At 53.9% G+C, this 14379-nt stretch carries 9 protein-coding genes and 3 pseudogenes; 9 read left to right on the top strand and 3 right to left on the bottom strand.

Translation table 11 applies throughout. From position 1 onward, the window contains the following. Nucleotides 1-1362: 1362 nt before the first annotated feature. A complete protein-coding gene (locus tag ACNS84_RS04950) occupies nt 1363-2136 on the bottom strand; it encodes an SAM hydrolase/SAM-dependent halogenase family protein (RefSeq protein WP_435073724.1) in 774 nt (257 codons plus the stop codon). A 179-nt stretch (nt 2137-2315) separates the two neighbouring features. On the opposite strand from ACNS84_RS04950, the gene ACNS84_RS04955 reads away from it, so the two are divergent. Further along, nucleotides 2316-2741, top strand: a complete 426-nt coding sequence (locus ACNS84_RS04955) for a luciferase domain-containing protein (protein ID WP_435073725.1) — start codon at nt 2316-2318, stop codon at nt 2739-2741. 279 nt (nt 2742-3020) lie between these two features. Continuing rightward, entirely contained in the window at nt 3021-3392 is a 372-nt protein-coding gene (locus ACNS84_RS04960; protein ID WP_435073726.1) for an Ig-like domain-containing protein, read from the top strand. Between the two features lie 36 nt (nt 3393-3428). Here ACNS84_RS04960 and ACNS84_RS04965 read toward each other — a convergent pair whose 3' ends face one another. Beyond that, complete coding sequence (locus ACNS84_RS04965) at nt 3429-4250, bottom strand: IS5 family transposase (RefSeq protein WP_435073727.1); 822 nt, start codon at nt 4248-4250, stop codon at nt 3429-3431. Between the two features lie 365 nt (nt 4251-4615). Between ACNS84_RS04965 and ACNS84_RS04970 the strand changes: the two genes are divergently transcribed. Continuing rightward, nucleotides 4616-6124, top strand: coding sequence for an SLC13 family permease (locus ACNS84_RS04970; protein WP_435073728.1), 1509 nt, complete (start codon nt 4616-4618; stop codon nt 6122-6124). Between the two features lie 578 nt (nt 6125-6702). Here the strand turns inward: ACNS84_RS04970 and ACNS84_RS04975 are convergent. After that, a pseudogene (locus ACNS84_RS04975) lies at nt 6703-7873 on the bottom strand (ISH3 family transposase). Nucleotides 7874-8135: 262 nt separating this feature from the next. Here ACNS84_RS04975 and ACNS84_RS04980 point away from each other — a divergent pair. The 6 genes and pseudogenes from ACNS84_RS04980 to ACNS84_RS05005 all read left to right on the top strand — a co-directional run. Further along, the gene (locus ACNS84_RS04980) at nt 8136-9428 is read left to right on the top strand and encodes a hemolysin family protein (protein ID WP_435073729.1); all 1293 of its coding nucleotides are present in this window, start codon (nt 8136-8138) and stop codon (nt 9426-9428) included. Between the two features lie 120 nt (nt 9429-9548). Beyond that, nucleotides 9549-10865 (top strand): MFS transporter, encoded by a 1317-nt coding sequence (locus ACNS84_RS04985; protein ID WP_435073730.1) that lies wholly within the window; start codon nt 9549-9551, stop codon nt 10863-10865. Nucleotides 10866-11160: 295 nt separating this feature from the next. Continuing rightward, the gene (locus ACNS84_RS04990) at nt 11161-11922 is read left to right on the top strand and encodes a proteasome assembly chaperone family protein (protein ID WP_435073731.1); all 762 of its coding nucleotides are present in this window, start codon (nt 11161-11163) and stop codon (nt 11920-11922) included. Between the two features lie 272 nt (nt 11923-12194). Next, entirely contained in the window at nt 12195-13643 is a 1449-nt protein-coding gene (locus tag ACNS84_RS04995; RefSeq protein ID WP_435073732.1) for an NAD(P)H-hydrate dehydratase, read from the top strand. A 147-nt stretch (nt 13644-13790) separates the two neighbouring features. Beyond that, nucleotides 13791-14027: pseudogene (locus ACNS84_RS05000) on the top strand (DUF6653 family protein); the annotation flags it as partial. A 132-nt stretch (nt 14028-14159) separates the two neighbouring features. Next, nucleotides 14160-14375: pseudogene (locus tag ACNS84_RS05005) on the top strand (universal stress protein); the annotation flags it as partial. Nucleotides 14376-14379 lie beyond the last annotated feature (4 nt).

Consider the following 14379-nt stretch of genomic DNA (forward strand, 5'->3'; position numbering starts at 1 on the left):
CTCTACGGACTCGGCGGGTAGCTACTTCTTGCCGTGGTTGGGGGTCGTCAACGGAATCGTTTGGGCGGTTATCGTCAAACCAGTCGTTGGCGCATATTCGGCTCATGTCGTTGCCACCCTGGTGCTGGGATTCACGCGTTTCTCCGAGTAATGTATCTGTACTAGCGACTTGGGCCGATCGACCACACGAAGCGTGAACTGGCGGCGCGCGGCGTGTTCTGTCTGTTGTTGACAATCATATTTAATTTGGCTTCGGTCACCACGTCGTCGGCCATCCGTGGTCGTGGCTGCTCGTCGATTACAACCTGCCGGCGGGCCGGCTCTGGGTGCTGGTCCTTGTCGTCATCCTCGTCGGACCGCTGCTCGTCGACGAATACATCTCGACCGGGACAATCATCGAAGGTAATCGCGCTGCCCGGGCGGGGTCAGACGGGTTCCTTCCGAACCTCGGAAGGAGTCGGGGTGCTGCATATGCACGTTTTTAGCAGGGCTGCTGAAACCTATCACCCACTGAGGATTTCAACAAGGCCATTCTCGGGTGCTTCGCGGTCAAGTTCGGTATTGATATCGTACTCTACAGGAACAAACGAGTATTCTTTCGAAAGCGGCGAATAGATATTGTCCTCCTCATTCCAGTTCTCTTCGTCGTTCAGCTTGGTGCTTGGATTGGATGCCTCATTTTATTGGGCGGGCGCTTCGGGCGATCGAATTCGTCGAGACGATCGGATTGGAAATAATTGTATCGAAGAATTGACTGTCTCCGGGTCGCGACTTCAGAGCCTGTTGATACTCTTCTGGAAGGGAAAAGCGTATTTCAGCCCACACAAGCCGAGTGACGGCCGCTATGTATCCACGACCAATGTGTCCTATCCAGAAGGCTGGTAATCTCTGATAGGGTCCGTCATTCAATCAGTCTATATTTGTTCACTCGGAAGTCGACACCGGTTGCTCGTCCACTCATGTCGGTTTCGACGTAGTCTTCGAGAAAGTACTCAGCATCCCCCTCTGTCGCAAATACTCGACTACCAACTACTGTCCACGTACCGTTTTCATTCTTCTCGACAGCGTACACTTGTTTTGGCATCCGTACGTATAGATGATCGGTCCAGAGACAACAAGATTTGTAGTATCTCTCCTTGGTCACTAGCCTAGTATCCTGGTGGGGTGGTGGTTAACCTTGAAACGTATTCCAGGCCTAGCCCCCCAGCGAGCCGGCCTCGGTAACCCTTCAAACATGGGTTCGCATCCCATCTGGGGTGTACACCACCATCGACTTGCAGGTAGGGTCCTGGAATATTGCGCCAGTGGGCTGATTGCTTCGCCGTATCACTCGGTATTCCTTCAACAATGCCGGCGATCCCCTCAGTGTATCGTGATTTCGTCACCGGGATCAGGGTGGTCGAAGGCTGTCGCCGCCGATCCTCCTCGCATGAAGACCTCCATGTATGGATCATTTCCGCCGGCTGATCCGGGAATCAGTGCTACCGTGCCTTGCTCGACCGTGGAAACTGCGTCCCTGACGACGATATTCATGGTTTCGGAGTTGATAGTTATCTGTACGGTATCCCCATCCGGGTCGAATTCGGATGCCTCGATCGAGGTTTTGATGTTGCCGTATCCATCGACATGACAGACGACCGATTCTGGTTTTGGCGGAATGTCTTGAACGGTTCGTTCAGGCCCGAGCGAACCCATATCCCCGTCAGCGAGTTCGGCAACCCGCTTCGGGAAGTAGTCTCGGGATCGAAACTGGGATCGACTCACGGGCGTATCTATCTCCCGGAATTCTCGGATAGCGTCTCTGACGAACGAAAGGTTGTATCCTGCATCAACTGCGACGACCGGAATTCCGTTCTCCAATTCGAGATAACAGGGTCGGCCCCCTTCGTCAGCCCGGCCCGGTGCGGCATCTTCAGTTCTCGGAGCTGTGTTCGAATATATCATGAGACCATCGAAGGCAGGATTGTGGAGCCCGAGTTGTTCGATCCAAAATCCCGTTGCGATCGTCGAAAACGGTGGAACTTCAGTCGTTTGCACATTGATCGTGGGGTCTTCATACGTCAGCCGATGAACGACCTCTGAAAACGCGGGATCCGACGGTCCGTAGTCCGCGATGAGGTGTATGAACGTGGCCATATTGGGTGAGTGTACGCGGAGGTACAGCGTTGATTACCACCACCAAACGGGTAATTCACTCGGTTGCATTGGCCAATCCCATTACTCTGGCGTCTCTCCGAACGTCCAGAGGAAGGCAATACTAAGAGCTTTCCGCCGAATTCAACGTAGTTCCCCTTTCTAATTCGAATCACGCCGAGATGGCCGAGTGCGTTCAAGAGATTATCGACGAGCTCTCGTTGTGGTCTCACGTCCACACTGACGAACGTCGTTCCGGCAGTACTGAATTCAGACTCGGGCCCCGTTCGATTGGACATGTTCATCGTTGGGGCATCGTCGATATCGCCTTTCCCGTGGACGTTCGAAATCACCTGATCGAGGTCGGTAGAACGGATTCGCACTATCCCTATCCGCAATCTGGATGGACCACGTTCTATCTCGAATCGAAAGACGATGTTGACACTGCACTGCAATTGCTTCGATTGTCGTACCTGATTCAGATTCAGACGCTCAAGCGATCACCCGCTGGGCGATCCGAACTCGCGGACATAGATGTGCCAAACGAATTAGCCACTCTCGACATCAGTGATGACCTGCGCGAGATGATTTACTCGCAAGGAGAATAAGCACGCAAGACGATATCGAATTTCCAGACCTCGCCAAGGGGGTCAATTCAAGATCTATTATCCGCACACCATCGTCACGGATAAAGGGACAGTAACTGATAGGGAGGCTCTGTTGAAATTCTATTGGCTCGACATCTTTCCCGCTGAAACAGCCGTTGATTAGAACTGCGAATCAACTGTTGAGTATTTCAACAGAGTCTCGCTTTTTAATATATAGAAAGGTGGATACTATTAGCCGGGAATCCAAAATAATATTAGATCGGCAGAAAATGGGTTCGTGTGCGGCCCTCCACTCGAAAAATCTCGCTGAGCCTGTTCGTCTGTCTCATCGTACTGACAGCGGGCTGTAGCGGGATTCAAGGAACCGAATCGTCCTCCACGACCCTGACCGTCGTCAACCAAGACGACGTAGATCATGCAGTAGTCGTTGAGATTGGAACCCTCACAGACGACCCGAATCCGGACTACACCGCAGGTCGAACCCTCGATGGGGAGTCTGATGTGGAGTTAGAACCATTCGAAGGCACGGGTGAGTACGAGGTGGCTGTGACTGTCGATGGAAAAACGACTGTCCTGACGCATACGTTCGCCCCCGACGATGACACGGTTAGTATCGGTATCGATAACCAAGAGAACGTCACTATCGAGTGACCCCTCATCGATAGCTATCTCCTCTATATCTAACGTTCAGAGTGCCTTGTCGATATTGTGAGTGAGACAGACGACAACGAGTTCCCGGAACTGCTTCCACCAGTGACGTGAGCGGACGAATGCGCCGTATTTCCGTTTGAGGCGAGAGTTCACCGTCTCGTTCTGACTGCGCTGACCGTAGAGATCGGCATCCAACAGAGCATTCCACGCTTTGTGAAGAGACGAGAACTCGCGGTGCTTGATCAGCGGACGAACACCAGTTTCACGGACTAATGCGCGCATCTTCTGGTCATCGTATCCCTTATCGCCGAGGAGAACCGCTACTTCCCCGGTATTCCGCTTGATGAGCGACGGCGCGATCTTCGAGTCGTGTTTTCCTGTCGTCGTTACGTGTACGTCGAGAATCGCGTTTGATCTTGTGTCCACCAGGAGCGTGACTTTCAACTGCTGAATCGTCAACTTCGATCGCTTCGTGTAGTGCTTTGAGGCGTGACTCCGGTCGAACCCAGAGGCGTCAATCCCGACGACACTGTTGGTCGGAAGAAGCGTGATTGAGAGGTTGAGAAGAACCCGCCAAACAGCCATTTCGAGCCGGTTGAACGCCTTACACAACGTCGAAGGAGACGGGAGTTCCTCAAGAGCGAGAGTGTTGCGAATCCGAGGCATCTCGATAAGTTCGTCGAGAAGAGTCCGGTACGTCGTATTCTTCCGCATCTTGAGGCAGAACAAGACGATGTGTTGATGGAGTGTGTACCGCCGTTTCGAGAATTTCGAAGAGTAGCGAGCAACAGCTCGCTGAGCCAAGTGATACGCCCGCTCAACAAACCGGAGTAACCGAGACTTCGGAAGGGCTTCCATCTGGTTAGACTCCCGGGACAACTTGTAACTCTCTGAGGGGTTCAACAGAGCCGCCTCACTAGGAATGCGGTCGTAGTTGAACGCACTCGCCTCCATCTCAGAGGTGGCTAAGGCCGAAAGTACGCCTCTGTCGTCTCGTCGTGAAGCCCCGGTTCGTAGGCAGCGCCGCCGTCGATCTCGCTAATCTGGTACTGTGGACCACCTGAAGGCCCCGACAGACATCCTGAAAGCGGTTGATCTGGGATCACCTCTGCAACGTGAACAACGCAATTCTCTCATCAGGACAGGGGCGACCGACCGAAGTGTCGAAATGAAACAAATTGGATACTTATACGTCCTCGGCGGTCAAACCAGTACGATAACTGATGAGCGAGAACGAGGGCCGGTACACGCGATTACAACAGATTGGGCTGATCCTCGGACCGCTCTTGTTCGTGGGTACCAGATTATTCGTCACTCCGGCCGAACTCTCGCCACAGGCTAACGCAGTGCTGGCGAGTACGCTCTGGATCGCTGTATGGTGGATGGCCGAAGCAATCCCGATACCGGCGACGAGCTTGCTCCCGATTCTCCTCTTCCCGACCCTCGGCGTCACGAGCGTCAGTGAAGCAGCAGCGCCGTACGCCGATCCTGTCGTGTTCCTCTTTCTCGGCGGATTCCTGATTGCGCTTGCAATCGAACGCTGGAATCTCCATCGCCGGATCGCGCTCAACGTTTTACTCCGGGTAGGTGACGACGCTCGCTATCTGATATTGGGGTTCATGGTCGTAACAGCGTTCCTGTCGATGTGGGTCTCGAATACGGCGACAGCCATGATGATGGTCCCGATCGGGATGGCGATCGTTGCCCAGGTCCAAGCGCTTCAAACACAGGAGGATGTAACTCCCTCCTACTCCAGCCCAGAACTGGAATCTCTCGACGTCGGTGCCACTCCACCATCGAACTTCGGGGCGGCACTGATGCTTGGTATCGCTTATGCGGCCTCGATCGGGGGGATCGCGACGATTATCGGGACACCACCGAACGCGATCCTCGTCGGTATCGCACAGTCGTCGCTCGGCGTCCGGATCGGATTTGTCCAGTGGATGTTGTTCGGCCTCCCGATCGCTGTCGTCTTTCTCGCTGTGACGTGGCTCGTCCTTATTACGCTCCTCAGCCCCGAAATACGGACACTTCCAGACAGTCAGTCGATCATCCGCGAGCAGCTCGCGAATCTCGGCTCGATGAATACGGGAGAACGGCGAGTCGTTGTCGTCTTTGCAATCGTCGTCCTCGGCTGGCTTCTCCGGCCATTCGTCATCGAACCGATTGCGCCGGGCATTACTGACACGGTTATTGCGCTCGTTGGCGGTGTGCTGGTCTTCTTGATTCCAGTCAATCTGAAGCAGGGCGAGTTCCTCCTCAACTGGGAATACACGACGCGTGTTCCGTGGGGAGTGTTACTCCTGTTCGGTGCCGGGTTTTCGCTGGCCAAGGCGTTCCAAGTTAGTGGATTAGATCAATGGATCGCGGGCAACCTGACCAGTTTACAAGGTATCGAGTTCCTCTGGATTCTGCTTGTGGTCGCGACGCTCATCGTGTTCCTGACGGAAGTCACGTCGAATAGTGCGACCGCGTCGCTGTTCATCCCGGTGATGGGCAGCCTCGGTGCGTCGTTGGCTGTGTCACCGCTTATTCTCATGGTAACCGTGTCGGTTGCCGCCTCGTTCGCATTCATGCTTCCCGTTGCGACGCCACCCAACGCCATCGTGTTCGGAAGCGGCTATCTTTCCATTCCACAAATGGCCCGCGTCGGCTTCTGGTTAAATCTCTTGGGCATCCTGTTTCTGACCGTGATGACGTACGTCTGGTTGCCAATCGTGTGGGGTGTGTGAACTCATCTTGAAGGATTAAGCCAATCAAGAGAGTGGTTCGAAAAGAGGGTTCCATTATGAGTGTCAATAGCCCTTCGTCCGAATTGTGCGAAGATCACACGTGGTCGTCTGTCGGCGTGACCGTCCTGGAGGAAACTGTCAGCCAAATCTGGGGTGTGAATATTGTCCAGCATGGACAGCAGAGTCACTTGGCGAGGAGTACGAGTGCCGTGGGAAGAAACAGGACTTGGACAGGAATAGTCTGATTGTACTCCGAGTTCCGTACGCATGGAAACTGTTCTTCAGCTGATTAGCTTTCTTCTCGGTGGCACGGTCGCGTTCGTCGTCCTCGTTAGGGGTGCCCGTATCGCCATCGAACGCGCCATCTTACTTCCCGAACGAGTCGAGAGAGTGCTGCCTGAACGCCACGAAATAATCACTTTCTATATGATTTGGCGGTCAGTCTCGGCTGCTGCCGCGGCGTAGATCGAGACAAGTCCAAGTCACCGCTCCGGACAGACGATATCACCCGGACTTCGACGGTCTCTGCCGACAGTTGTCACTCACCGCCCAGTGGGTAGGCTGTGGGCTGAACCTAGTCAGCCCGCGGCCGTTGCCTGTGACGCCAGCACGTCAACCCCGTTCCTTTAATCTTCCACCGCCGGCGTAACTCCTCTTCCAGTTCGTGGCGAATCCAGTCACAGAACGTCTTGAACGTGAACTCCTCGGGCAGGTCGCGCCCGCCGCGTCGCGGGCGGGCGACGACCGCCCATCTCAGTACGAGCCACAGGTTCTCCAACAGTGCTGCGACCAACATGCTTGCAAATAGCACGACGGGATCACGACGACGCGTGATCCCGCGTGCTTGCCGCGGCTAGCGATAGGTCGTTTCGATGCCTGACCGCTTCCTGTAGAGCCGTTCGACCTGCTTCGCCGAGCGATCAGCAACGCCGCACGCGACGTAGCCACGAACAACTTCGCCGTGCTTGCCCCGATCTCCATTCTGGTAAAGACAGCGACCGCGAGCGGGAAGCGCAGTTCCCGCTCGCTGTCCTTGTACATGCGGTAGGCCGTCATGTATGACTCGTGAGTGTCGAGTTTCTCCTTCATCCGCTCGCCTTTCTTGGGCACGTGAACAACCGTTGCGGCGATATCACGAGCACGGCGGTTGACGCGCTCGTTGTAGAAGCCGCTGTCAGCAAGCAGAAGGTCGATTTCGAGGGGATAGTTCTCGACGCGAGCGAGCACGCAATCGACCGCGTCGGCCTCGTCTTCGTCGTTGCGGACGTAGGTCATCGCCAGTGTCACCGGCTTGCCGTTCGAGACGACGTACGCCGTACAGTAGCGGTGGCAGGTAGTCGTCCCGTCTTTGGGGGCCAGCAAGCAGAGTTCCCCTTCGTCGGCGTATTGCTCGCCATGAGAGGGGTTATCGACGACGTCGATGGAGGCGATTCTCGACCCTGACCTGTCGAGAATCGTCATGGCGAGGCGTCCAAGCAGGAGGTTCGCAACGAACTCTAGCCAGTCTCGATCGAGCGCATGCAGCCACGTCAGAACGGTATCATCGCACGGTGTCTCGTTGGTATCGTTGCAGGTGTCCCAGATCGAGTTCTGGTTGACGCAGGCCAAGATGACAACGAGCCATATGTTGCCGGGGGTCGAGGGGGCTTCCCTCGACCCCCGGCAAGGGGAGTGGAGCAATGACTTCTTCCGCTACGTCTTTCACGTCGAGGCCGAAAGGTACCCGTCTGGGTCGGGGATACTGAACACATCCAGACTCAGACACTTTCTCGTGGTCAACTCGGCGATTCAATTCAGCTGATTACGTCAGTTGGGAAGGACCGGTACTTCGTATTCATTGCCGTGCGGCCCCTGCTCTTCCCCGACCAGTAGATGAATATTCAATACTGGCAAAATGGACTACATCAGAGGGGTAGTCGACACATTATTTTCCAGCTTTAACACCGAGCCCGAAGTCCAGTACATCGGGACTGTGTGTTTTATTTAATCTACCGAGTGTATCCACAGTAAGATGGCACTCTCTGGAACGGTGGTGGTGGTTGGATTACTCGGGATAATCGTCTCCGTCATTGCCAGTGCGTTCTTTTCAAGTAGCGAGATTGCGGTCTTTTCACTCAAGGACCACAGACTACCAGTTGGGAAGCAATTAACAGACACCGATACCGCGGACGAGGGACAAATTGCACTCGAACGTTTGCGATCGGATCCCCACCGTCTACTGGTTACGATTCTCGTTGCCAACAATTTTGTTAATATTGCTATCGGAAGCATCATGACAGCGTTACTGGTCGAGTTCTTCTCCTCGGGATTTGCGATCGTGCTTGCGACCGTCACCGCAAGCTTTGTTGTGCTCGTGTTTGGTGATATCACCCCGAAGTCTTACGGGGTCGCAAACGCCGAATCATGGGCCCTCACCGTCGCACGTCCGATCCTGTACGTCCAGTGGGTACTCTATCCGGTCGTTCTCTTTTTTGACAAAATCACAAGGGTACTGAATGGTGTGATCGGAGGGAGTAGCGACATTAAACGGTCGTACGTGACCCGTGAAGAAATTGAGGCACTCGTCCGGACAGCAGAACAGCTCGGAGTCATTCAAGAAGACGAACAAGCGATGATTCAACGGATCTTCCGGTTCAGTACCACCCCAGTCCACGAAGTAATGGTTCCCCACGACGAGTTGCACTGTATTCCCACGACGGGACGAGTTGACAATGCAATCGCCCTCTGCTCTGAGCACCATCTCAGACGACTTCCCGTGTGTAACGGATCAATAGACACCATCACGGGGTACGTCGATATTAACGACCTCCTCGCAAAGCGTGAGAGTGCAACCGTCGCAAGCGATCTGAGCTATCCAGTCATCCATGTGCCAGAGTCATACGAAACCGACGAACTTCTCGCTGATTTTCTCGAAGAGCACGTTTCGATGGCGATTGTCGTCGATGAAACTGGCGCCACCCAAGGGATAGTAACGGTCGAAAACCTCGTTGAAGAGATTGTTGGCAGCGTGTTCACTGATGGGAGCGGACCCTCGATAATCGTTATTGACCGAGACACGCTCAGTATCCGAGCGGACCAGACGATACGCGATGTCACCGATAAGTTCGGCGTCGATTTCCCGAATATAGCTGGTGACCAACGGCTCGGAGATTTTCTCTCGGCCCGGTTGGATGGACCAATTAGGATAGGGGATACAATCGAAATCGATGGATTACGGTTAGAAGTACAGTCTCTCCGGGAAATGGAAATCCAGCGAGTCTTGATATCCAACAAGACAGGAAGTCATTCTGTAGTATCGAGGTGACACCAATAGACAGCAGAACGCTTGTTGTCGGTGGTACATGGTGGCAGGAATATCCGAGTACATCCAAGGACAGACATCAAGAACATGCTTTTCATCCTACCCTATGAAACAACATCCTGAGTGACCTCAAGCGGTCTCGTCGGGCGGCGAAAAGCCTTGATCGGACTGACAAGTGCGACACAGGCAGCCAGTGGCGGAATGCTCGGAACGGCACTGGTAGTGTACGTCGGACGTGACGGCTCGCCGTTTGCCGTGAGTATGCTGGCGACGGTGTTCTTCGTTAGTTCGATGGTATTCTCACCGTTATGGGGAGGAATCGGTGACCTGCTTGGTCGGCGGCGAGAACTTTTGCTCGGACTCAGTCTCCTCACCACATTCGTAACATTTGGCTTTCTCGTGATCGACGGTATCTGGGGGTTGGTCGGGCTTCGCGGCCTCAGAGCTGTCTTCGCAGTTGGGTATGGTCCACTCGTGCTCTCGATCGTGAGAGCACTGGTTGGACAGGCGCGTCGTGGGCGTTCAGTTGGGTTTGTAAGCAGCACATCTGCGGCGGGTGACGTTGGGGCACAACTCACAATTGGTGTGCTTCTGGGAATCCTCGCTCCGACAGCAATCTACTTCCTCATTGGCCTGTTGAGCGTACTCACGACTGCTCTCCTCGTCTTCCTCGAAGACCCCGTGGAACCGGCCGAATCACAACCTACGTTTCACGACCTACTGAGGAATGTTCGCACTAGATTGGTTCCCGATCGATCCGAACGGGCGCGCCTTCGACGCACTGGCCTCACCTGGTTGTACGCCGGAATCGCCCTCCGACATATCGCAATCCAGGGCGTCGGGAGTCTCGTACCCATTTATCTTGTCGGACAACTCGGTATTCCAACACCGTTCATGGGAGGAATTCTCGCGATAGGACCAGCTGCACAAATCGGATTCATGCCTCTCTTCGGTCGACTCGCCGATCGGGGCGAACGAAAACGTCTCATCGTCGGTGGAATCCTCCTGAGCGGCACTTATACGCTTATTCTTGCCGGAGCCGGAGTTCTAGCTCGGCCTTTAATTCGGATCGCGATTGTCGGCATCGGGTTCATTGTGATCGCAGCCGGCTTCTCGGCGATGGATGTCGGGGCGATCTCCGTTATCGGTGATTCCGTTCCCAGCTCACGCGAATCTGCCTTCGTCGGTCTCCGCTCAACCGCTGCTGGTATCGGAGGGGTTCTGGGTCCTACCTTCGTCGGAGTCACTGCAACCCTCCTCGGGTTCAAACTTGCCTTCGCGATCTCCAGCGTATTCGCCTTCGCAGCGGCCGCCCTCGTTTCGACGACGCTTGAGGAACCATCTCGAACGACGGCCCCTACGACCGAACTCCAAACGATCGAAATCAGCACCGGGATTGCACAGCTACCGGGAACTCATCGCGGAGAAGACACAGAGTGAACTACTCCGCCCTGCTCGGCCTTACGACTCGCTGAGGACTGGCTTCCTGTTTCTACAACACGCTTTGCAGAAACCGAATCGGTTCTTACAGCTTGCGCAGTCTCCGCACGCATTGAATCGGAATAAAACCCCTCAGAGTGTAATTTTGAGATGTTCCCCGAATCTCGATAATGCCGGGAGTCAACGTCTCGTTGTGATTGTAGCTGTTTCTGGGGTCGGGACCCACTCTATCCCCGTGAATGAATTTGACCATTTCGACATCGGGTATTATCGATACCGGCTACGTAGTTACTGTATGGGTTCAGACCCTACCTTCGAAGTGAAAGAATCGTCAGATAGACAATCCAGTGAATCACTTATCGTTGGGCTATCTCATTTTGGCATGGCAGGACTTACAGCCGCGGATTATCTCGTCAGACAGGTTGATTCAGAACAAATCGGATATATCTCACCCGACGATTTCCCTGCAATAACACCCTTTGAGGATGGCGAACCCCGACACCACACACGGCTCTATCATTTACCGGAGGCGAATGTTACGGTATTAGTTGGCGAATTGTTCGTTCCCGTGGGGGCAGCTCACTCGTTCACCGACGCGATAATGGACTGGATCGAACCTAAAGCGATTGGAGAAATCGCTGTCCTCCACGGGGTACCGTATCCCCACGGACCAGAAGAGCACAGCGTATTCCATGTCTCGACACCGGCCTATCAAACGCGTCGGCTCAGTAAAACCGAAGTACAGCCGTTAGGAGGGGGTCTGCTTGACGGCGTCGTTGGGGAGATCGTGTCCCGAAGTCTGGACGACGGTGCACCGCCCGCGGGGGTATATGTTACTCCAACGCATCCACCTGGTCCCGACATTGACGCTGCTATCCTGCTCTTGGATGCAATCCAAGATATTTACGGCTTTACAGTTGACGAAGAGGAATTGAAACAACGCTCGGAGGAGCTAAAACAATATTACACTGAACTCGCGGAACGGATTAAAACGATGAATGAAGCGGAACAACCGCTCGGGACCCGAGAATATCCCGAAGACCGGATGTATATGTAACGTAAATATATTAAATATAGTGACAACCAGTCCAAGAAAAGCATTCTTCAGGCTTGTAATCATTTATCAATCTACTTTAAAAAATAGCTTGATATCGAGACTGAGTCATAGGAAACGACCAGCCGAGAAACAACAGGATTCATGTCTCTCCTGATCGGAGTACACTCAGTACGGTTATATTTTTCTAGTTCGGACATTGACAGTAACCCCGCCCACACTGAGGCGGGAGTCCATCCCCTAGAAGTCATCAGAGTAGACTTCGAAATAGTGCCATGCTATCACGAGAACGTATGGCAGTTGTTGAGATGAACGCGCTAGCACTCGGCATATCAAAAAAACAGTTTGTGGAGTCAGGTGGTAATGCCGTCGCCCAAGACGTCCGGGATATCTCAGATACGGGGTCAAAGGTAACTATCGTTGCGGGGAGAGGGGACAACGGAGGCCCCGCACTTGTCGCGGCTCGGTTTCTCCGAACGCACGATGTCCGAGTACTTCTCCTTGGCCGACCAGAGACGATCACCACCTCAACAACCCGAGAAAACTGGGAGGCACTTTCGATGGCCGAAGAAGACATCCATGCCGTGAATGATTCGACCGAACTAGATGTCGATAATCCTGATATTATCGTTGACGGAATATTTGGAATCGAGTTTACTGGGAAACCGACGGAACCAGAACGAACTGCTATCGAGAAAATTAATGCAACCGCTGCAACCACGATCTCAGTTGAAATCCCGTCTGGAATGAATGCAAATTCGGGTGAGGTAGCCGATACAGCCGTCTCTGCAGACCGGACCATTACATTCCACGATCTGAAACCAGGACTTGAGACACTTTCCGAAGTCACAGTCGCAGAAATTGGCATTCCTCAAGCAGCAGAATCGATTGTGGGGCCTGGTGATCTCACTCCGATCCGCACTCGCCTTCGGGGGAACAAACAGGAGGGTGATTCTGGACGAGTCTTCGTTATTGGCGGAGGTCCATATACTGGTGCTCCCGCACTGAGCGCACAGGCTGCCCTCCGGGCTGGTGCCGATCTGGTCTTTGTTGCTGTGCCAGACGCTATTGCTGACACAATTCGTGGATATTCAGAGAATTTGATCATACAACCATTCTCCGGTACGAAACTAACACTGGACCCGGTTGATTCACTTGTAGAGACGGCCACAAAGTACAACGATATCGTCGTGGTGGGTCCAGGGCTCGGTGAGGCAGATGAGACCCAAGCTGCTGTTCGAACTTTCTTGACGAAGTTCGATGGAAAGGTTGTTGTTGATGCGGATGCCCTATCAATTGTTCCAGACAGTCGAACGGACGCCTCACTCATTCTGACTCCGAATCAACAGGAAGTGCACGAGCTAGGAGGGCCAGTCGTCCGGAACCTTCGTGACCAAGTGGAAGAACTTGAGGCGCTCGCAGCCGAGTTAGACCACACTCTCCTGGTGAAAGGAGAAGAAACAGTCATCACGGATGGAGACCGAACGCAGATCGTCCGGGAAGGACCACCTGGGATGACTACTGGAGGAACAGGAGATGTTCTTTCAGGAGTGGTAGCGGCCTTCTTTGGCGTCGCTTCACCATTTGATGCCGCCTGTGCTGCTGCTTACGTGAAAGGAGCTGCCGGTGATAAACTCGCTGAACAGTTTGGACGTGGGTTCACCGCATCAGACCTGCTTGAAGCGATTCCGAGCGTCCTGTTTGACCGTAGCGAACACGAGTAAAAATCTGGCATAACCGGGAACAAAATTCTGCAATTCGAAATCCTAACATTTCTACCACTATATCGATCATTTCATATCATTCACGACGAGTCAGTGCATAGAGATTCAACGGCCCGGATTATACTTTCTCTGGGGCATCCACTAATTATGACTGAGTCGCTGTCTGACCGCGTAGAGGCAATATTCTGGCGTCGTCATTCGCATCCACGAAGCGGCTGGTCGCGGATTTCTACGGGTCCCCTCCTCTTCTACGCGGTCTATCGCCGCAACTGGCGGCTGCTCCTCACTGGGCTCGCCTGGGCCGTACTCAATCTATTCCTGTTCTCCCCTCCCGAGAGCGAAGACACGTGGATGACTCGCGCAGTCCTTTCCGAGCGGTGGTGGGTTCGAGAGGAGGGAAATCGAACGATCGGCCTCAGCTATCCGAATATCTGCAACACAGCTGGCGCGCTTGCGTTCATATACACGCTGTACGCTGCGTGGCAACTGCGGCCCGGCGGTACCACGCTTATTGATCCGGACGTAGAAGTACAAACTGCCGTTGAGCGGCCGACATCGTTTGAGGGTGCCGCTGCCGGTGTCCGGGACTATGTTGGGAAAACCGAAATCGATCTCGTCGTAATGGGGTCACATGGTCGGTCGAATCTCAAGCTCCAACTTCTCGGTAGTGTCGCTTCAACCGTTCTTCGGAGTATTGACGTTCCGTTGCTAGTCGTAAAGCGAACCGCTTGATCAC

Origin of the sequence: Halorubrum wangae, from assembly GCF_051194135.1 — an archaeon.
Taxonomy (GTDB): Archaea; Halobacteriota; Halobacteria; order Halobacteriales; family Haloferacaceae; genus Halorubrum.

Coding starts and splice junctions, on each gene's coding strand:
- ACNS84_RS04950 (WP_435073724.1), bottom strand. CDS start 2,136: ATGGCCACGTTCATACACCTCATCGCGGACTACGGACCGTCGGATCCC.
- ACNS84_RS04970 (WP_435073728.1), top strand. CDS start 4,616: ATGAGCGAGAACGAGGGCCGGTACACGCGATTACAACAGATTGGGCTG.
- ACNS84_RS04965 (WP_435073727.1), bottom strand. CDS start 4,250: ATGGAAGCCCTTCCGAAGTCTCGGTTACTCCGGTTTGTTGAGCGGGCG.
- ACNS84_RS04955 (WP_435073725.1), top strand. CDS start 2,316: ATGGCCGAGTGCGTTCAAGAGATTATCGACGAGCTCTCGTTGTGGTCT.
- ACNS84_RS04990 (WP_435073731.1), top strand. CDS start 11,161: ATGGGTTCAGACCCTACCTTCGAAGTGAAAGAATCGTCAGATAGACAA.
- ACNS84_RS04995 (WP_435073732.1), top strand. CDS start 12,195: ATGCTATCACGAGAACGTATGGCAGTTGTTGAGATGAACGCGCTAGCA.
- ACNS84_RS04980 (WP_435073729.1), top strand. CDS start 8,136: ATGGCACTCTCTGGAACGGTGGTGGTGGTTGGATTACTCGGGATAATC.